Annotated in this window: 16 protein-coding genes and 1 tRNA gene; 7 read left to right on the top strand and 10 right to left on the bottom strand. The window is 42.8% G+C overall.

Annotation, left to right across the window (positions count from 1 at the left end):
• Positions 1-64: 64 nt before the first annotated feature.
• From ACYVGR_RS11150 to ACYVGR_RS11140, 3 genes are all read right to left on the bottom strand, one after another.
• Positions 65-625, bottom strand: coding sequence for an RNA polymerase sigma factor (locus ACYVGR_RS11150; RefSeq protein ID WP_460956527.1), 561 nt, complete (start codon positions 623-625; stop codon positions 65-67).
• 211 nt (positions 626-836) lie between these two features.
• Entirely contained in the window at positions 837-1,109 is a 273-nt protein-coding gene (locus tag ACYVGR_RS11145) for a hypothetical protein (protein ID WP_460956525.1), read from the bottom strand.
• 880 nt (positions 1,110-1,989) lie between these two features.
• Positions 1,990-2,208, bottom strand: a complete 219-nt coding sequence (locus ACYVGR_RS11140; protein WP_460956523.1) for a hypothetical protein — start codon at positions 2,206-2,208, stop codon at positions 1,990-1,992.
• Positions 2,209-2,524: 316 nt separating this feature from the next.
• Between ACYVGR_RS11140 and ACYVGR_RS11135 the strand changes: the two genes are divergently transcribed.
• Positions 2,525-3,076, top strand: a complete 552-nt coding sequence (locus tag ACYVGR_RS11135; protein WP_460956521.1) for an RNA polymerase sigma factor — start codon at positions 2,525-2,527, stop codon at positions 3,074-3,076.
• An 83-nt stretch (positions 3,077-3,159) separates the two neighbouring features.
• On the opposite strand, the gene ACYVGR_RS11130 is transcribed toward ACYVGR_RS11135, so the two are convergent.
• The 4 genes from ACYVGR_RS11130 to ACYVGR_RS11115 all read right to left on the bottom strand — a co-directional run bounded on the left by ACYVGR_RS11130 (position 3,160) and on the right by ACYVGR_RS11115 (position 7,913).
• On the bottom strand, positions 3,160-4,380 hold the full coding sequence (locus ACYVGR_RS11130) for an IS256 family transposase (RefSeq protein WP_460956519.1): 1,221 nt from the start codon (positions 4,378-4,380) through the stop codon (positions 3,160-3,162).
• A gap of 84 nt (positions 4,381-4,464) precedes the next feature.
• Positions 4,465-5,937, bottom strand: a complete 1,473-nt coding sequence (locus tag ACYVGR_RS11125; RefSeq protein WP_460956517.1) for a BCNT domain-containing protein — start codon at positions 5,935-5,937, stop codon at positions 4,465-4,467.
• 86 nt (positions 5,938-6,023) lie between these two features.
• The gene (locus ACYVGR_RS11120) at positions 6,024-7,475 is read right to left on the bottom strand and encodes a S41 family peptidase (RefSeq protein ID WP_460956515.1); all 1,452 of its coding nucleotides are present in this window, start codon (positions 7,473-7,475) and stop codon (positions 6,024-6,026) included.
• Positions 7,476-7,559: 84 nt separating this feature from the next.
• Positions 7,560-7,913: a YraN family protein gene (locus ACYVGR_RS11115; RefSeq protein WP_182459917.1), complete on the bottom strand. Its 354-nt coding sequence runs from the start codon at positions 7,911-7,913 to the stop codon at positions 7,560-7,562.
• Positions 7,914-8,009: 96 nt separating this feature from the next.
• Here ACYVGR_RS11115 and lipB point away from each other — a divergent pair, with 96 nt between their 5' ends.
• From lipB to ACYVGR_RS11090, 5 genes are all read left to right on the top strand, one after another.
• Positions 8,010-8,774 (top strand): lipoyl(octanoyl) transferase LipB, encoded by a 765-nt coding sequence (gene lipB, locus ACYVGR_RS11110; protein ID WP_460956512.1) that lies wholly within the window; start codon positions 8,010-8,012, stop codon positions 8,772-8,774.
• Between the two features lie 17 nt (positions 8,775-8,791).
• Positions 8,792-9,196: a hypothetical protein gene (locus ACYVGR_RS11105; protein WP_460956510.1), complete on the top strand. Its 405-nt coding sequence runs from the start codon at positions 8,792-8,794 to the stop codon at positions 9,194-9,196.
• A gap of 69 nt (positions 9,197-9,265) precedes the next feature.
• Positions 9,266-10,003 carry a 3'-5' exonuclease gene (locus ACYVGR_RS11100; RefSeq protein WP_460956508.1) on the top strand — a complete coding sequence of 246 codons (738 nt, stop codon included), beginning with the start codon at positions 9,266-9,268 and terminating at the stop codon, positions 10,001-10,003.
• A 76-nt stretch (positions 10,004-10,079) separates the two neighbouring features.
• Positions 10,080-12,557, top strand: a complete 2,478-nt coding sequence (gene rnr / locus ACYVGR_RS11095) for a ribonuclease R (RefSeq protein ID WP_460956506.1) — start codon at positions 10,080-10,082, stop codon at positions 12,555-12,557.
• A gap of 76 nt (positions 12,558-12,633) precedes the next feature.
• Positions 12,634-12,705: transfer RNA gene (locus ACYVGR_RS11090), tRNA-Arg, on the top strand.
• 350 nt (positions 12,706-13,055) lie between these two features.
• On the opposite strand, the gene ACYVGR_RS11085 is transcribed toward ACYVGR_RS11090, so the two are convergent.
• The 3 genes from ACYVGR_RS11085 to ACYVGR_RS11075 form a co-directional block, all read right to left on the bottom strand.
• The gene (locus ACYVGR_RS11085) at positions 13,056-15,563 is read right to left on the bottom strand and encodes a S8 family peptidase (protein WP_460956504.1); all 2,508 of its coding nucleotides are present in this window, start codon (positions 15,561-15,563) and stop codon (positions 13,056-13,058) included.
• Positions 15,556-16,560, bottom strand: coding sequence for an AAA family ATPase (locus ACYVGR_RS11080; RefSeq protein ID WP_460956502.1), 1,005 nt, complete (start codon positions 16,558-16,560; stop codon positions 15,556-15,558). Before ACYVGR_RS11080 ends, ACYVGR_RS11085 begins: the two co-directional genes overlap by 8 nt.
• Positions 16,561-17,166: 606 nt before the next feature.
• Positions 17,167-17,859, bottom strand: a complete 693-nt coding sequence (locus tag ACYVGR_RS11075; RefSeq protein ID WP_460956500.1) for a porin family protein — start codon at positions 17,857-17,859, stop codon at positions 17,167-17,169.
• 832 nt (positions 17,860-18,691) lie between these two features.
• Between ACYVGR_RS11075 and ACYVGR_RS11070 the strand changes: the two genes are divergently transcribed.
• Positions 18,692-20,395 carry an AMP-binding protein gene (locus ACYVGR_RS11070; RefSeq protein ID WP_460956498.1) on the top strand — a complete coding sequence of 568 codons (1,704 nt, stop codon included), beginning with the start codon at positions 18,692-18,694 and terminating at the stop codon, positions 20,393-20,395.
• Positions 20,396-20,605 lie beyond the last annotated feature (210 nt).

Here is a 20,605-nt window from a genome sequence, read left to right as displayed (position 1 = left end):
AGAAATCAGACATGGCGGGGGAGCATCGTTTTTGTATATATCGTACGTATTAATGCAAGCTGGGTCAGGCATGTTGAATTGAATACTGTTGTAAGCAAAATTGATGCATTCGCTCACGACCACGCTTCAATCGCATTTTTACGGCGCTGATTGTAAGGTTGTGTAGTTTAGCAATTTCCTCAATACTCATTTCATCTTCGTATTTGAGTTGAAGTACCACCCGCTCGTTCGTAGAAAGTGCATTAAGTGACTGCTTGAGCAATTGGAGCGTTTCCTCATGTAAGCGGGCTTCCTGCGATTCGGTAATCGACTGCTCCAGATTGGCATTAATGGCAACTGTATTTAACCGTTTCGACAATCGAAGTTGATCCAGGCAGTAGTTGTAGGCGATAGCGTATAGCCAGGTTGAAAAGCTAGACTTTTCCTGAAATCCATCCAACTTATCGAAAGCTTTGAGAAATATATCGTGGGTAAAGTCTTCTGCCTTGTCGGAATCTTTTGTCATTGACAAACAACGCTGATAGACTTTATTAACATAACGCGTGTAAAGTGTCTCGAAACATTGATTTGGTTTACTGGAAAGATATTGACGAATTGTTTCTTCATCGGTTAAGACAGTATTCATGGTGGATTCGACAAGTTAAGATGTAGTGTTGTCTACGAAAACGATTTATTGATTTTAAATTGTTTTCGTAACCCCTAAAATAGTTAATAAAAATTATTGAAAATATACTCGGTGGTGCTTTCTATTAGGAAATAGGCGTTTATATAGATGAATAAGCGATTTAAGTAGTTGAATAGCGTATATTTTAAAGATAGATTATATGATGGTATACTTATTTAGCTAAATCCTGACTCATATGTTTAGCAATAATTTGTAATGACCGGGCTTGTTTGTCGGGTGTTCGGGCATCAAAAGCGAGTCTTTCAATTGCAGTAAGTGGAAATATCCACCCCTGCTTTTTCGTGTCCCATTCGTTGGAGCAACGGACAACTTCCTCAAATTCTGCTTCAGTCCACTTGTCAAGCGAGTCTAATTCACGTAGTCGCTTTTTTTGTCGGAGTAGAATTAAGGCGACTTCTTTAGGTATTGCCTGTTTCGTTTTCATAAAAGCTTGCCTCTGGCCTTTTTCTGGCAAACGCTAGCAAAACCAGAGCCAAACTGCTACTGATTGATCTGCTTAATTATCAAGTATTTATTTGTTCGTCCTGGAGTATAGACTAGTTTGGAACAGGTTACCTCACGAACCATAATAACTCCGTTAGACTAAGGGAAAAGAAAAAGTAACAGGCAACTAGAAGAAGAACAAGGCAAGTAAGTTATATCCGTAAACAGTTCGCTTAGGCCGATTATAGACTAATTCACTCCGTTTTTAAAGTTAAACCCTCTGATGATATAGTCTCACATTTAAGACTTTATGGTTGCTATAGATTTGATAAAAGACTGAATGCTATTCAGCACAGCACTTGCTACGTATGCCGATTAGTTACTTATCTGTCTGTAATTTAGCCTTAAGAAGTTCTTCTATTAATCGAAAAATTCTATAAATTATTTCCATAATCATACATTATTGTTTTCGATAATATGATTGAGTTAATTGATTAGGTGCAAAGGACAGAACGAAAATAAAATGATGTATAGCTGGTATGACTCTTGCCATACCGGTGTTGAGCGGAATGCTGATAGAATAAATAGCAGTATGAACGAACTATATAAAACCCTTGAGCAATGGTATCGGGAAGAATAAACAGGGTTTGCCTTTCTCTACTGGTTATTGCCAGTTTTTTAGTAGGCTTTACAATGTACTGCGCAGTTCTAATTCATTGGGTAAAAACGATTTCGAATTGGAGCTTCGCTGATTATCCCATCCAGATTATTGGGGAAACAGCTTTCTTGTTGATTTATACATTTTTAGGTGTTCGTTTCTGCCGTAAAAAAATTAATTTCCTTTAGGCTCGATAGTCTACTTGGTAAGAGTAAAAAGTCGACTAAAAGGCTCCACCGAATTGATCTTCAATATCCCGAACTGCCTGAATGGCATCGACGACATGAAGTTTCTGATTCTGTGCGACCCACAGGACCGTATCAACAATAGTATAAACATCTGGGTCCTGACGATATTCCAGCCAGACGGTATAAGCATCTGCATAATGGCGCCCTGTTTGGCTAGCAATTTGGGTCAGCAATTCAACATTCACTGGCAACATAGTGGAATCTAAAAATGGCTTCTATTTTTTGTGGATGATCCTCTATTGGTAACAATCTGGGATTTGCATACACAAAAGAGATACCAATTGTGCTACTATTAGGCATAATACTCGCTAAAGGAACGAATTGAGTACATACCAACAAAATTAGCTGGGTAAACCTGTTTACAAAGGAAGTCTAATTAGTAAGCAGAAAGACCATTTAATATATTTTTAGTATCTTATTGAAGAGGTGTCCGTCTTAGGCTCATTACTAACCAAACCTGGACCAAGTTCAGCCTTACACCTACACTATATGCGAGCTGGTAGTTTATCAATGGACACTTCATTAACAGACGAAGAAATGATTCGGCAATACTTAACCAGCCGGCCGAACCAGTGCTTCGAAACGCTTTATAATCGCTATGTGAATAAGGTTTATCGACGCTGCCTGTCGATGACCAAAGACTCTGATAAAGCGGAAGACTTTACGCAGGACATATTTCTGAAGGTATTCTCTAAGTTAGACGCCTTTCAGGAGAGGTCTACTTTCTCGACCTGGCTTTATTCGATTGCCTTCAACTATTGCTCGGATCAACTCCGGAAAGCGAAGCGATTTAGTTTTTTCTCTATTGAGGAAGGGGTACAATATGATATACCCGATATGGAAGATGGCCAACTTCATGAAGAAACGCTGCAATTGGTCAAACAGATTATGGCGTCGCTTACAGAGAGCGAGCAGGCGTTACTGCAGTTGAAATACGAAGATGAGCTAAGTATTGAAGAGATCGCGCAGATCTATCAAATCAATCCTAGTGCGGTAAAAATGCGGTTGAAACGAAGTCGTGATAAGATTAACCGGCTCTATCAGCAGCAGTATAATAGTTGAGAAATAAGATTAGCCAGCTATTCTCAATGAATTCGGGAGAGAATAGCTGGCTGAGAGTGCTCGCTGAACTGTGTCAGCAGGATTTATTCGAAGCGATGGGATTTAATTCGTTCTTCAAAGATAATACTGAATTGATTAATGATCTCTTTCCAATTGTAGGTCGTCGTCTCCCATTTGATCTGCAAATTCTGAATCGTCAGATAGACCAGCTTTTGTAAAGCCACATCCGAGGAAAAGGCCCCCTTCGTCTTGGTCACTTTGCGCAGCTGGCGGTGATAGCCTTCCACCGTATTAGTCGTGTACATCACTTTACGAATTGGGGTTGGATAGTCGAAAAACGGCGATAGCAATTCCCATTTCTCCAGCCACGATTGGACTGCTTTAGGATAAGTCGAGCCCCATTTCGCCTGTACCAGCAACAGGTTTTCCAGACCTTGTTCTCGGTTTGGTGCCTGATAAACGGTTTTCAGGTCATTAGCCAGCTCTTTCAATAACTTATCGGGCACAAACCGAAAACTATTGCGGAGTTGATGAACAATGCAGAGCTGCACGGTAGCGGCCGGGAAAACGCTGGCAATGGCGGTATCGAAACCTTTCAAACCGTCCACGCAAGTAATCAGCAGATCTTCTACACCCCGTTGTTTTAAATCAGTTAGCACCGATAGCCAGAACTTGGCCGACTCACTTTCCGCTGTATAGATGCCCAGCACCTGTTTTTTGCCCGATAAACTTAATCCGATCACGCTGTAGAGTACACGCGTGACCACTTTCCCATCCTGACGTACTTTGTAATAGATGCCGTCGAGCCAAACCAGTGTGTACAGACTTTCCAAAGGCCGATTCTGCCATTCTCGCATAGCCGGAATGACCTTGTCGGTAATCGCGGTTAACTCGCTGTCAGACAGCGAATAGCCGTACATCTCTAACAGGTGATGACTAATATCCGAGTAACTATTGCCTACACTATAGAGTGATAGTACTTTTTGTTCGAGCTGAGGAGTTAGTACCACCTGTCGCTTGGGTACGATCTGAGGCTGGTAGCTGCCCGTACGATCACGCGGTGTTTGTAGCTCTAAGGGGCCAGCACTGCTCTTGACCCGCTTGGTGGTTTTACCATTCCGTCGGTTCTGTTCGGAGAGTCGGGTTTGGTCTAAATGCCCATCCATTTCCCCTTCTAAAGCTGACTCCAGAAAGTGTTTGAGCAAGGGAGCGAACAGGCCGTTTTCGCCTGTTAGGGGCTTACCTTCGTAAAGGCCTTTGATAGCGGCCTGTTTAAAGGCCTCAAAATCGAAGTCGTTGGTCATAGTGGTGAAAATAAGAGTTTTTATCCCTTTATTCACCTGTGACACAGTTTAGCGAGCACTCCCCTGGCTAGCTATGCAACTAGCTTAATGGGGAGCGCTCTGCTCTTCTACCTGTTGTTGACGCACCTGCTGACCAATGGGAACATATTCTATTTCGCACGGATACCCAAACAGGCAGTTTGCCTTTATCTGCTCAGCTACACGATCAGGCACCATGTTTTCCCAACCATCTTCACCTTGTTGAATCATTTCCAGCACATGATCAGTGGATATGTGCAGATTCTGTTCGTTATAATCGGTTATATCTTCGATTTTATCGTTCCGAACGAGGTACTGAAAGAGGGGTTCCAGCGTAGCCGGTAATTTGAATTCATTACAGGTATAGATGGCTCCTTCGCGAAGCGTTGGGTACACGAATAGTTTTACCTTTCTGCTGAATAAGGTGGCAAATGATTCCAGAATACCACCCGGTAAAAATTCATAGTGACCTTCTTCGAAGATGTATTCCAGGTTCGGAATACCCACAATCAGGCCGATTTTGAGTCGCGTCAGACGAGCTAGGTAGGCCACCAGCTTATAGTATTCCAGATAGTTGGAAATCATTACCGTCTGACCCATAGAGCACAGAATATCTACCCGATCCAGAAAGTCTTTCTCGTCGATACCTTGCTCGTTGGCTTTCAAATTGTGCAATGTCAGCTCAGCCATCGAAATTACCCGATTAGCATCTACATCTGCTTCGTCTTTAAACTGCTTTAGGCCGTTTTCAATCATATCCATCTGGACATTCGTAACGGGTCGTAACCGACCGCGCATGACCAGGATATGTTTTTTATAAAGGGCTTCGGATGGTTGCAGTACCTGACCATCAGGGCCGAATAGAGCAGCATCTGTGAATCCGTTTTTAACCAGATGCAGACTCATCAGTCGGTTATCGACATCTGCAAAATCAGGCCCATTAAAGCGAATCATATCAATCTGAATCCGTTCTGGCGTCAGATCGTCCATAAGCGACAATACGAGTGTTTCAGGCGATTTTGCGTAGTAATAACAACCATAAATCAGGTTAACGCCAATAATACCGAGCGCCTGTTGCTGAAGAATGTTCTCATTATCAGCCATTCGGACGTGGATAATCACGTCGTTGTAGCCAGACTGCGGGTTTAACTGAAAGCGGCAGCCCAGCCAGCCATGCGCTTCGTTGGTTTTCTGGTAATTAAGGGCAACAACAGTATTGGCAAACGCAAAAAACGTGGTGTCGGGACCACGTTTTTCGGCTAATCGTTTCTCGAGAAGGCTATATTCCTTATTCAGCATTTTCACCAACCGGGACTCAACTACGTAGCGGCCACTTTCTTCAACGCCGTAAATAGAATCGCTGAAGGTCATGTCGTAAGCTGACATAGTTTTGGCGATAGTCCCCGATGAGCCACCTGCTTTGAAAAACATGGCAGCTGTTTCCTGACCAGCACCAATCTCCGCAAAGGAGCCATAAATACGTCGGTCCAGATTAATACGTAAAGCTTTCTGCTTCGTACCTATATTCTTTTCGTACATAGTGATGGGAACTTTTAAGGCTAAGTTACAATATAAAACACCAAAAGCAGCCTTTAGAGCTGCTTTTGTGTTAAAATAATACAATATTAATGTTGATTATCCAAGAAATTATTGGTAATAAACATATTTCCCCCACCAGCCTTCTGGTCGAGCGATGATCCAAGGATGGGTTGGGTAACTTCTGTAGAAGCAGCCCGGCGTGCCATTCGGGTACCTGAAATCTGGAAAATGGCTTCACTCAGCATTGGCTCTGTCACATCGCCAAATGGTTTCATGCCGTAAGATGGCTCGTGCACCTCAACAGACGGTGTAAATCCAGCCGCATAATCCGTAAATCCCACTGCATTGGCCGATTTGAACGTAATAGGCTGTATGCCCCATTTTATGCGGCCACTCTTATCGTAAATTGTAAGCGAACCCACATTTTTTCCAACGGTAGTTGTCCCAATAGTAGTTACCGTCATGAAAGGACGTAAGCCATTAATAACCAATTCACTGGCCGATGCTGTGCTGCCTGTCGTTAGCACAACTACGCGACTCAGGTTAGCGCCAATGTTCGTCGATTTCGTCAGGAAATTCTGTGTGTTCCAGCCCGCACCATATTCCTTGTCATTGGCGGCAGTTACAATGCTATTCCATTTCTGTGTGTAATAAATCTTAGAGGCATCAATATTTTTACCGATCAGGCTAGCCAGATTGGTCGAGGAACTTACATAACCACCCCGATTGTAGCGTAAGTCAAGAATCAACTCATTGACGCCCTGTTGCTTGAACTTGCCAAAAATATTGTCCAGCTTCAAATCATAGGTGTCATCTAACTTGGAGCTACCTGCTTTATACAAACCTGGAATAAACTGATTGTAGATAAGGTAGCCTATCGTTTTACCGCCAATAGTATAGGTTGTATCCAACAGAATAGGATCTTCCTGAAAGACAACAGCGGTAGCCTGCTTGGTTTGGGAAACATCCGTCAGAACATTATTGCTAATGGTTGCAAATCCGTACGTATAGGTATCGGTCGTGCTACCAGTGCCAGCCAGTAAAGCCTGATAATTAGCGAGGGTCAACAACTCGCCATTTACTTTCGTAATAATATCTCCGCGTTTAATGCCTGCTTTGGCGGCCGGAGACCCAGGCAGTACATAGATGATCGACGCAACGATATTGGCCCTGGTCTGATCTCGGTAATACAGATTATATTCGATACCCGTTGTCTTCGACTGCCCACTTAGCGATGCTTTCAGGTCGTCGGCACTTTCCTGAAGCCAGGAAAAACGATCCCGATCGGGGTTCGTCGTGTTGTTGTAATCGTAAAGTAAGGTCGGGAAAAAACTTTTGGGGGCCAGCGAAGTATCCGGGTTGGCGGGTAATTTATCGTTCCAGAAATAATAGTTTTTCATATTCTCCAGAACCCAATTGTTCACCTCACCATTTGATGTTATAGGACTAACATCGGTCTCCTTTTTGCAGGATGTCATCAGCAATGGGCCACCAATCGCCAAAAGCAGGGCCAATCTACTGGCAAAAAATAGTCTCATGTGTACTTGTTGATGTGAAAAGCTTTATCGCTATAAGAACGTAATAATCACCTAAATAATTTTCGGAGAATGCAACAAGGAGGATTAGCAAAAGGCATCTTCGATGTGCTTTATTCGTAGTTCGCTACCTGCTATAGTTACGGCGATAATATCAAATCGGATGTCATATAGCCAGTCGTTAGCGAAAATATACTGTTCTGCGGCTTTCATGACCAGTTTGGCTTTGGTGTAGGAAACAAACTCTTCGGGATTGCCATAACTGAGGTTCGTGCGGGTTTTTACCTCAACAAATACCAGAAGCTTCCCTTTTTTGGCGATCAGATCAATCTCTGCATGTTGGTAACGGTAGTTTCGGAACATGATCTCGTAACCTTGTTCGCGTAGATAGCGAGCAGCTTCCGCTTCACCCTGTTTGCCGGTTTCGTTATGTTGAGCCATTATAGTAGGATAAGGTTACAAATAACGATAAACCGAACGAAACTTAGCAAGCTCGTTGTTAGTGAACTAGCAGAAGACCTCTTCTTCCCGGAAACAATGAATAGTCGTATTAACAAACAAGTTGAAGTTCGGGCGTTAGGATTGATGGAGTACCAGGCTGCCTGGGATGAGCAGGAGCGCCTGTTTTCAACCATTGTCGATCAAAAACTTCAGAACCGAACAGTCTCCAGTGCGGAGCAGCAACCAACTCCCAATTATTTGCTGTTTTGTGAGCACCCGCCCGTGTATACACTCGGAACGAGCGGCCATGCCGAGAATTTATTGATCGACGAAGAACGGTTGTCAACTGAGTTTGGCGCAACTTTCTTTAAGATTCGGCGTGGAGGAGATATTACGTTTCATGGACCTGGTCAGCTAGTGGGTTATCCGATTCTGGATCTGGATAACTTTTTCACCGACATCCATCGCTACATGCGTCTGCTTGAGGAAAGTATCATTTTGACCTTAGCCGATTATGGTCTGGATGCCGGACGGATTGAGGGCTTAACGGGTGTTTGGCTTGATTATGGCACCGATGCCGAAAGGCCTCGTAAAATCTGTGCCATGGGTGTAAAAGCCAGCCGTTGGGTAACGATGCACGGATTTGCACTGAACGTGAATACGGATTTGCGTTATTTTGACCATATTGTCCCTTGCGGGATTACCGACAAAGCGGTTACGTCGCTGGCAACCGAGTTAGGTCATGAAGTGCCATTAAATGAAGTGGCGAATCATGTTCAGCGTCATATGGCTACTTTATTTGAGATGGAATTAGTCGAGGCTAGCTTGACAACTGAGTTGCCAGTGGAAAGCCGCAATTAAAACCTATGTTAGATTGAATGAAAAAAGACATTAATTTTTTGCCTGTTGAAGGCGTACATATAGCGATTGCCCGGAAAGATAATCTGATTGGTGGTTATGATTGGCAGGTTTTCCTGATTAACCAGAAAGATGTGCCGATCACAACAGTATTTGTCACGTCGAAAGGCTACGGACAGAAAGACAAGGAGGAACAGAAAACATCGACGCTACGCCACTTTTTTGTGGAAGTTCAGCCGGGAGCGCATGAAGTTGTCGAAACGATTATGCCCGATGTCTTTCATCTGAATAACGAGTATTGGGTAAGTTATTTTATTGGCAATCAGATTTTCGATAAGAAGTTTATCTTCGTGCCAGACAGCATTGTAGAAGAAAATCTGGTGCTCATACCCGCCCTGGGCCTGGAAGGAATTTTGCATGCGTAAGTAACGCGGACATCCTGTCCGCTGTATGTTTCCAAATGCGGACAGGATGTCCGCGCTACCCTAAATCGTATGCCTCAACCCGTCTCCTGGAAACGTCGGCTCAAAAACCTTCTATTCATTGATCTTAAAACGGTGGCGGGTGAGCCATCTCTCCTGTCTGTCGACCCACGTTTGCAACGTCAGTGGGAAGAAAAGAGCCGGTATTTCAAAAACGATGATGAGCTCTCTGCGGCTGGATGGTACGACCGCCGGGCTTCCTTTTTTGCGGAGTTTGGTAAAATTATCTGCATTAGTGTAGGTGGATTGTTTTTTGACGACGACGACCAACCGCATCTAAAGGTGAAATTGATCAGCAACGATGACGAACTGGCGTTGCTGGGAGAATTCCTGACGATCGTGAACCGATACCCACCCGGTGAACTGACGTTATGCGCCCATAACGGAAAGGAATTTGATTTCCCATATCTCTGTCGACGGTTGATGGTAAATGGCTTGCCGCTTCCGCCAGCCCTCCAGATTTCCGGTAAGAAACCCTGGGAAATTCCGCATCGGGATACGATGGAGCATTGGCAGTTTGGCGACAAACGTCATTTCGTTCCGCTTGATCTTTTGGCTGCTGTGTTGAATATCCCAACCCGACCACTCGAATGGACGGGCGACCGTACCAGCGAGGTGTATTATCGGGAACATGACTGGCCTCGTATTGAGCAATACGCCCGCGATTCGATGGTGATGCTGGTACAGGTTTATCTAAAAATGGTGGGTGCCCCGCTCGTGGCCGACGAGCATATTGTATTAAGTGATTGAGGAAGTTTCATTATTCATTACTTCTTCCACACTGTAGTTAAACATTTTAGCCTAACTCATTAGTTAGGCAAGTAACATGAGAGGAAAACCAAAACAAGATAAATACTCGAAGGCCGCATCTGGCCGACCTACTTCGGGGCAGTCGCCAACGACTCGCCCGCGCGAAAAGGGTTTCGAGAAATCAGCAAAAGCCAAGCCTATTCAACAGGCCGACTCTTTTCTGGATGAAATGAAAAACGACATCATGGCGTTTTTCCAGATTAATGACGATCACTCCTTTACCCAGGAACAGGTATTAGACCATTTCGGCACTGGCGATCGGCGAATGAAACTCATCATGCACGGCCTCATTGGCGAACTTACCGATGAAGGAACACTAGTTCGTCAGGCAGATGGTAGTTATCGGGCTGATGCTGATGCTAACCTGATTGAAGGTGTTGTTGAACATGTAAATTCGCGCTTTGCCTTTGTGGTGCCCACGACCGCCAGCGGTGTTCGGGGAGATCGAGATGAGGATATCTGGGTTTCGACGGATGACCTGGCCGGGGCCGTTGATGGCGATCGCGTACAGGTAATTCGTTTTACTGATTCACGCAGCAAAGGACGCCGGATCGAGGGCAAAGTTGCCCGCGTGATCGAACGGGGACGCACGGAGTTAGTGGGGCGTATTGAAGTATGGCCAACTTATGGGTTTGTTGTTCCTGACAGTAAAAAGATTTACGACGACATTTTTATCCCGGAAGAAAAACTGGGTGGCGCTACTGATGGCGAAAAGGTAATTGTTCGACTCACGAAATACCCTGATCCAGATAGTCGCAAGCAACGTTTCGAGGGTGAAGTAATTACCGTACTCGGGAAAGCAGGTCAGAACAATACCGAAATGCACGCTATTCTGGCGGAGTTCGGCTTGCCAATCGTTTTCCCCGAAGACGTTGAACAGGAAGCAGAAGCTATCCCGACCAAAATCGAAGAAAAGGATATCGCCAATCGGCGGGACATGCGTGAGATAACTACGTTCACGATTGACCCGGTTGATGCCAAAGATTTCGACGATGCGCTGTCGGTGCAGGTGTTGGACAATGGTAACTTCGAAATTGGGGTTCACATTGCCGATGTAACGCACTATGTGTTGCCGGGTTCTAAACTGGAAGCCGAAGCCTATAAACGGGCTACATCGGTTTATCTGGTTGATCGGGTTGTTCCAATGCTCCCCGAAAAGCTGTCGAATGGTCTTTGTTCATTGCGTCCGAACGAGGATAAACTCACGTTCTCGGCGGTTTTTGAGTTAACACCTAATGCACACATTGTAAAGGAATGGTTTGGCCGGACTATCATCCATTCGGACCGCCGGTTTGCCTACGAAGAAGCGCAGGATATCTTAAATGCCAACAGTGGCGATTATCTGGAAGAGCTTCGGCTGCTCAATGAGCTGGCCTACAAGCTCCGCGACGAGCGTTTTAAAAACGGGGCTATCAACTTCGAAACGGTTGAAGTACGGTTCCGATTAGATGAGAATGGCGTGCCCTTAGCTGTTTATCCGAAAATTCGGCAGGATACCAACAAACTCATCGAAGAGTTTATGCTGCTGGCCAATAAGCGGGTGGCGGAATTTGTGCATTCGCTGTCGAAACGCAATAAAAATGGCGAAGAGAATACGATGGTATACCGTGTTCACGAAGGCCCTGCTGAAGATAAGCTGCGTAGTTTCTCCGAGTTTGCTCGTAAGCTGGGTTACAAGCTCAATGTAGATGACGAGCATTTATCCAGTTCAATGAACCGCTTTATGGCGAGTATTGAAGGCAAGCCCGAAGCCGGCATGCTCCAGCAATTGGCTGTGCGAACTATGTCGAAAGCGCGCTATAGTACAGAAGACTTAGGGCACTTCGGGCTGGCGTTTAAGCGTTACTCGCATTTCACGTCGCCTATTCGCCGTTACCCTGATATGATGGCCCACCGATTGCTTCAGCATTACCTTGACAAAGGAAAACCTGCTGATCGGGAAGAATACGAAGAAAAGTGTCGACACTCGTCTGAGCGTGAACGTTTGGCTTCAGAGGCCGAACGGGCTAGCATCAAATACAAACAGGTTGAGTTTATGAGCCGAATGGCACCCAACCAGGTATTTGAAGGCGTGATTTCGGGCGTTACGGAGTTCGGTATTTTTGTTGAGATCACCGAAAATAGTTGCGAAGGGCTCGTCAGAATGCAGGATCTTAGCGACGACTATTACGAGTTCGACAAGGATAATTACCGAATTATTGGTCAACGCCATAAGAAAATGTACACTTTCGGCGATCCGGTTGTGGTTAAAGTAAAAGAAACCAATCTGGCACGCCGAAGTATGGATTTCACCCTGGTGAGCGACAAAGCAGGTCGTGCCACGGATGCGGACTCGAAACGGTTGAGTTCTGAAAGAGGCAAAGATAGTCGAGGTTCCCGTTCGGGTAGTTCCAAAGGAGGACAAGCCTCTGCCCGCCGATCCAGCAATCCTGGCAAAAAACAGGGGACAGCGCCTAAAGGTGAGAACAGGCGTGGTGGTCGTGGTCGGCGTTAAAAAGTAGAAGGTTGTTGGAGAGCCCTCTTGCGTTTTAGGCGGCAAATTCACTATATTTGCAGTCCCAAACGGAAATGCTCTCGTAGTTCAATGGATAGAATTATGGTTTCCGGTACCATCGATAGGGGTTCGAATCCCTTCGAGAGCACTTTGAAAAGTCAAAAAGCCGCTTAAACGATCTGTTTAAGCGGCTTTTTGACTTTTCGACACATTTTCTAGAACGAACAACACCGTGACAATTTTACTCCAGACCTATTTAACGGTTCCTTAAATATTCATGGTAAATTAGCTCATAAGTTTACCGTCACTGTACAACGTGGTAAGAACGGCCAACCATACATCGAAACACTGTCTTCAGCCCCTTCAAATGAAGCAATGTTGAAGGAGATGAATGAGGAAATGGATAGGGCTTATCGAGGAGAATGAGTAAATGAAAAAGAAGAGCATTCTAACTCTAGAATGCTCTTCTTTTTATTACCCTTAAAGTTTTGGTGAATACTAAAGCGTTGGTATTGAAATTGGGATTGCATTATTTATTTTATTTATAACTGGTGTGTAAAGGTCAATATTACTTGCTGGAGTTCTTAACGATATTAATACTGAATAACGAGCCGAAGAGTCATATTTTTTCAAATTATGTCTCTCTCTCCACCATCCAATCACAGGGAAAATAGCTAATAAGTTACAAGATGCGATTTCAGATGCTGTACCATACCAACGATCTGAACTAATAGATCCCAAATTTCGAGCTTTTTTACCTATTTGCCATCTGTTACTTCCACTATCAGAAGTTATAACTTCATCTTCATCTCGGGCTTCAGCATTTATCCTTTTTTTAAACTCATCTTCAGGCTCTAATGGTGCATTTAGATCAAACCTTAAGCCAAAAGATTGGTAACGATATTTATCTTTCCACCCAACTTGACCAGGTCCAGGTTCAATAAAATATGAAAGTGTTATTTGTAACTCAACGGATGTATTTTCCATTGCCAAAAGCTCATCTTTAGGCCAAGGTATTTCATAGAAGTGCATTTCATTTGACTTATAAGAGCTTCCTTCTTTAATAAATGGCTGAATATGCTGTTGGCTAATAAACGTGAGACTACTTTTAGTTGTAAATAAAGATTTATCTAAGCTAGGCATCCCATACCCAAATATTCTAAGTAAGTCTTTAACCTGTGCCTTTTTTGAAATATCAATATTAAACTGATTTAGCATCTGATCACTCCAACTAGCGGAATGAACAATTAAACCTCTTATTGTTTCAGGCCAAGCATTTGGGTATTGATACATTAATTTGGCTGCCATCCATGACGCTTGGGCAGTTGCTGCACTTGTGGCATTTATAGTATCAAAATGACTTTTTACTACAAAGAGTTTTGACACTGTTAATAGACCATACTCAGCATAGTTATAATAATACTCTCCTGAAGGTGAAAGCAAAATGTTTCCTCCTTCAAAAACAACATCAGGTTTATTTGGCCAAGCCTTTTCCCAAACAATTGATGTAGAACTGAAGGGAGATAAACATCCGGGAGGAGCTAAGGGGTTATGTCCTAAATAGGTTGAATCATTTATAACTACTTTTTCAGTATAAGCGCCTACTGTTAATGCATTCCAAGATTGTGCAGGATTAAGAATAGAATAGGTTAAGTTGCTGTCTGGATAACTTTCCCAATAAATCTGTTCAGCAACATTTCCAGCACTTATGATAATCAGCCGTTTTAGATCTTCAGTTCCAAATGAAATTTTGTCAACCGCTCCTGACCAAGAAGAAGGCCTGCCTTGGTCTACATCATCAAAAGCTGTTACTGCCATGCAGAAGACCATATTGTGGGTTGGAGATTGAATCTCCGCTCGACTTATGGCTTGTTCAGTAATATTTCCCCATAATTCCGTTTTAGTTTGAGGTAGATTTGAAGGAGGTAAAATTTTGACAGAGCATAATGTGTGAGTGATTTCGACAGGATCTGTTTGTTGAAGTACACTCTCAAGGCTACCATAGGCTACTACTCCACCCATTGGGGTGCCATGTCCGCTTCCTTTAGCATGATCACTTGTTCCCCATAAAGGATTGACAGTGAGACAATCATCATTGCCTAAAATAGGTGATAGTAGCGGATGCCCATTAGCTATTCCAGTATCAAGAATACATACTTTGACATTAGAATCAATTAAGTGCATTCTTGATAATAATTCAGAAACCCATTCTGCTTGATCAACGTTTTTCTCTTCAACCCAAAAAGCAGCCGTTTCTTGTCCAGCTCTAAACTCAGCAATATTATTACTTAGCTCGATTAATTCCTCTAGATCTTTTCTATTTACAAAGGCTAAAAGGATAACCCTTTCTGGAAAAGAAATAATATTTTGCTTATATTGTATTTGGTTTTGCTCTAATATGGAACGGAAATTATTTACAACATTTTCTTCACTCTGTTCTTCTGAATTTACTTCTGTTCTAAGCCAAATTTCGCACCAAGATTTATTGTTTTTAGGGAGGTATTTTAATGAATCAGTCCAAAGAGATTCTACTAAAGCAATCTTAATATCCTCAATACTATTTACTAGATTTTGATTTTTAGGATTCCCACTTTTTGTTTCTGACTCTTGATAATCAACAATTTTTTTTAATAAAATTGATTCCTTTCCTTTAGGGATAAAAACAGTGGCAATAACTGTTTTCGCTTGATCATCAGTATATTTTACATTTAACAATCTAACCCCACTTCTAATGTCTTCTAAGCTCTTTGTTACAAGCTCTTTACCTGCTTGGCTACTAAATTCAAGATAAGCACCATTTTTAGTTGGCAATGAAATAGCTGTACGAGCTTGTTCTTTTATTTTTATTTTACTCCAAATAGCTTTTAATTGATTGTTCAGCTTTTGGCTATGTGAGTTCCGATCTCTGTTAGGGATCAATAAATCTGCTCCTTTTTGTTTATTAGCTGTGTAGCTAATAGATACTGGTAGTTCATTTAAAAAAATATGACTATAAGTTTCATTCATCTGGTTTATACTTTTTTAGTGGATAGGCAGAGTTGCGCTCATTTATTGTTCTGATTAAGTCTGTTTTACTTACCTGTTGTTTGTCATGTAAGATTGCATCTTTGATTGCGTCAAGACAGGCTTGACTAATTTCTGAATGACTTAGGTTAGAAACATAGCTTACTAACGAATCTACTTTATAATTTCCTTTAAAACTCGCTAGTCTATTACTCAACAAATCAATAACTTCTTTTTTAGAAGGATATGTATAATGAAGTACATCATCAAATCTTCTAAACAAGGCTTGATCCAAAATATTTAAATTGTTTGTTGCGGCAATTATTAAACTTTGAGAATCATCCATTTCAATAAATTGTAGAAAAGAGCTTAAAACTCGGCGCATCTCTCCTACATCATTGTCTTTTCCTCTCTCAGAACCTATAGCGTCGAATTCATCAAATAGGTAAACACCTTGTCTTTCTGTGATAGTCTCAAAAACCTGTCTAAGTTTTGCACTAGTTTCTCCCATAAACTTAGTTACCATCTTGTCTATAAGTATTACATAAAATGGTAATCCTGTCTCCCGAGCAATCACAGAAGCAGTCATAGTTTTACCTGTGCCTGGAGGTCCCGCTAGCAAAAGCTTTCTACGATTGGTTAATCCATGCCTTTGTAACTTGTCTTTTTGGCGAAATTCTAACAATATTCGTTCAAGTCTTCCTTTTAATTCAGTAGAAAGGATTAAGTCGTTTAATCTACTGTCTGGCTCTCGTTCAGCTATTAACCCTTGTAAATCAGAAGAAAAAGCTTTTAGCCTTGGCAACGTAAGCTTATGCTTATCAACTAGCTTTTTAATATCATCCGCTAATGATGTATGCCCTTGCCGTGCTCTATGTGCCGCAATTTGAAGTGAGAGAGTAACAAATCTTTCTTTATCATCATCAAAATGCGATTTAATTAATGCTTTTATCTGTTCACCAGCTGCCATTTCTGGGCTATTCTTTGTTGAGCTATCCATTTTAATATCAAGATAAATACCGCTTACAGTAAAAAAAAACTATATACGCCTGTAAATCAGTGTATTGAGATTGTAACACAAACAAAGGAAAACTAGAAATAATTTAGTTTTCCCTATACAATATACTAACTAGGCACTATTTCTCCAAGCGATCTATTGTCTAATTTTATCTAGGTAATAGTCTGATTTTTAGGTATTTAACTGAGGGGAGCTAAGCGAATTAGTTACCTTTTTCGTGTATTTATGTATTACTATTGGTATTACAATTGTAAAACAACCTAAATTGCTACAATTATGCTACAAGTTGTATAACAATATTGTAAGTATCTGGAAACTAGCGTATTTCATTGAACTCTATGAGAGCACTTAGAAAAAATCAAAAAGCCGCTTAAACAGATCATTTAAGCGGCTTTTTTAGCTTAGTCTGAATATGTAGGAGCTGTTTAACTAAGCTGCTTTTTGTCATTTCGACGCAGGAGAAATCTCAAATTTCGCGATAGTCAAGCTTGAGATTTCTCCTGCGTCGAAATGACAAAAAAACTATCCAGTTGTAATGGAATTTGGAAAGTTTGAACAGCTTGGTTTAAACTTTCTAAAGCCAGCACCCTAAAACTTGTAATCTACAAATAAGGAGGCATTTCGATTTTTATAGCTGCTGACATAGAAAGGGAAATAGGTATCGCTCTGAGGGCGTATATCTCGGAAGCCTGCTTCATAGGTAAACCCGACAACAGTTTGACCAAAATCGACACCAATTCCAGTTCCTATACCCAAATCGAGCCGCTGAAGACCACGATTCCCAAACGTCTGCTCCTCAATAGTGCCGTGATCAATCATATCTCCATAGATAATGTCGCCCGTTAGTTTGGTTTTGCCGCCCAGGCCATAGGCAACATAGGGACCTGCACTAAGCACAAGCTTTGTCCCTGGTGTTAGCGCTAGTTTGTAGCCGAGATAAACCGGCGCTTGCAAGTACAATTGATTGCTTATAAGCTGGGCATCTTTACCCGCTACCAAGGCCCATCCTGGAAAGCCAATAGGCGCTTTGCCTTCTATTTTCGCTCCCTTCATGCTTAAGGAAAGGCCAGACTGTAAAAAGACGTTTTTACTGAAATTGGCCGTGGCTGTCAAACCAATATTGACTCCAAATTTAGCACTGGGAAGGTCGTTGTTTAAGGCCAAAGAGGATCGATTTAAGCCCGCTTTCAATCCGAATTCGAAAGGGCGATTTTGAGCCGATAGCGTAAAGGCTGTAGTAAGTAATAACGTTATTAATGCGAGTCCGAAAAAGTGTCTCATGCCTGTTCAGTTAACTTATTAGATAAGGGTTCTTATCCTGAAGAGCTGAAAAATTAGAGAAGCGTTGGAATGAGTTGGAATTTCTTTTTTGATTAGACAAGCTAGTTTATTTTTCCTGACAATACTGCGATTGGATAGGTCTGTGCCGCCATATTGGGGCGAATCGTTTAATTGGGTTAGCTTGTACATCTCATGTCTCATGGCCAGATAAGCCCAGAATTGCTTCGATTCACTAAAAGTACTCAGGCTCAGTAGTATACACTAAATTGAAGTATGTGTAATCTTGCTATTTTTTTGTATCTGGGAGGTTACATAAATCTGCCCAAGCCTGGTTGTTTTTAAAAATATTAATTATCTTGCAGACAGGGTGCCTGGAAATAAAAACGCCGGACTCATCATGGTTCCGGCGTTTCCGCATTCATTTCTTAACTTAAACGCTCTTGGGCGTCGAATTAATGACGCATTCTCTACGACAATGTTGCATAAAGTAGCCACTGTTTTATAAGTGGTCAAATACGTGTACAAGTGGTCAATAAAAAAAGCTAGGATTGATGGTCCTGGCTTTTTTGCGTTTGTGCTAGAAAGGGGTACAATTGTTTAAACTGGAATTGAACAATTTCCTTAATTTTGTTGTACAGATCAATGATTGTTGGCAATAATTCGATTGGTTCATTCGCTATTAGTATGGTAATAAATGCCGATAAGCCTTATTTGCTGTTGGGGGTTGTAAATTCGATTCCGCCGATAGTAATACTAACCGAACCGATCACCAATTGCCCATCTACCTAAGCACTAAAGCGAAGTACATTTGCTTTCAAACCAGCATCTCTACATGAATACGGATTCAACACTAGACCTATACCCCTGGCGACGCTTTTACCCTAAAGGTGTACCCTATGAAATTAACCCAGATGCTTATACGTCACTAGGGGCACTTTTGGAGGAAGGATGTCATCGGTTTGCCGATCGCCCTGCTTATGCCTGCCTGGGTAAGCAGATTACATTCGGCGAATTAGATAAGCTATCGGCCCAATTTGCCTCATTTTTGCAAAATGACTTAGGTCTCCAAAAGGGCGATCGGCTGGCTATTCAGATGCCAAACACATTGCAATATCCAGTCGCTATGTTCGGGGCTCTGCGGGCAGGTTTGGCGGTGGTCAATACCAATCCGCTGTACACCCCCCGCGAAATGCAGCACCAGTTCAAGGATTCGGGGGCGAAGGCGATTGTAATTCTGGCCAATTTTGCCAGCCATCTGGAAAAAATAATTGACCGGACCGACATTAAGCACGTGGTGGTTACGCAGCTTGGCGACTTATTGGGCTTCCCTAAAAAGCAAATTGTTAATGCTGTGGTGAAGTATGTCAAGAAACTGGTGCCAGCCTACAGCCTTCCCGACGCTATTTCGTTCAATGATGCACTAAGCCGGGGCAGCACGCAACCACTAAGACCTGTGTCGGTTCAGAATACCGATTTGGCTTTCGTTCAGTATACGGGGGGCACAACAGGGGTATCGAAAGGAGCCATGTTGACCCATCGGAATATTATTGCGAACGTGGAGGGGCAACACTGCTGGATGAAACCCGCAGGTGTAGCCGATGGCGAAGGTATTTATGTAGCGGCTCTTCCGCTTTACCACGTTTATGCGCTAACGACAAATGCATTGGCGGCTCTGAAGAGTGGTTCTATGAACTTGCTCATTACAAATCCCCGCGATATGAATGCGTTTATCGATGACTTGAAGAAGTATAAATTCACCGCATTTACGGGGGTTAATACGCTCTATAATGGGTTGCTCAATCATCCCCGTATTGGTGAGGTTGATTTTAGTCATTTAAAGGTCACATCAGCAGGGGGAATGGCTCTTCAAACCGCCGTGGCCGAACGCTGGACAAAACTAACTGGTAACACCCCCTGCGAGGGTTATGGCCTTACCGAAACATCTCCGGTTTTGTCGTCAAACCCCATTGATGGCACAGTTCGAGTCGGAACAATCGGTATTCCCTGGCCTAGTACAGAAATGAAACTGATTCGGGAAGACGGTACCGATGCTCCCATTGGCGAACCCGGTGAAATTGTCGCTCGCGGTCCTCAGGTTTTTAAAGGTTACTATAATCGCCCTGAGGAAACAGCTCAGGCTATGCTGGGCGACTGGTTTAAAACAGGTGATATTGGCGTGATGAATGAAGATGGTTTCTTCAAGATCGTTGACCGGAAGAAGGACATGATTCTGGTATCGGGCTTCAATGTGTATCCGAACGAGATCGAAGACGTTGTATCGCAGTGTCCAGGGGTGATGGAAGTTGCCTGTATTGGTATTCCCGACGAAAAATCGACGGAAGTCGTTAAAATCTTCGTGGTCAAGAAAGATCCGAATCTTACTGTCGATACCATCAAAGAATTTTGCCGGGAGAATCTCACCCCCTACAAGGTGCCTCGCGTAATCGAATTCCGTGACGAACTCCCTAAGTCGAACGTGGGGAAAATCCTGCGCAGGCCCCTGCGAGACGAAGAATTGGCGAAGTTGAAGAAATAAGGCGTATTGACCTTGTTTATTCAGTCAAAAGATGGTGTGTTTTTGTCATTCCGACGCCAGGAGGAATCTTAAAGTTGACTATAGTGGACTTTGAGATTCCTCCTGGCGTTGGAATGACAAAAAACTAGTTAATCAAAGCCATTTTAGAAGGTTTAAACAGACTCATTATCAATAGAAATAGGTCAGAAGATTATCACTAGTGCTTTGGCA

It is taken from the genome of Spirosoma litoris (assembly GCF_054776755.1).
The sequence above is the reverse complement of the archived record's forward strand: the minus strand, read 5'-3'. Positions and strand labels throughout refer to the sequence as shown.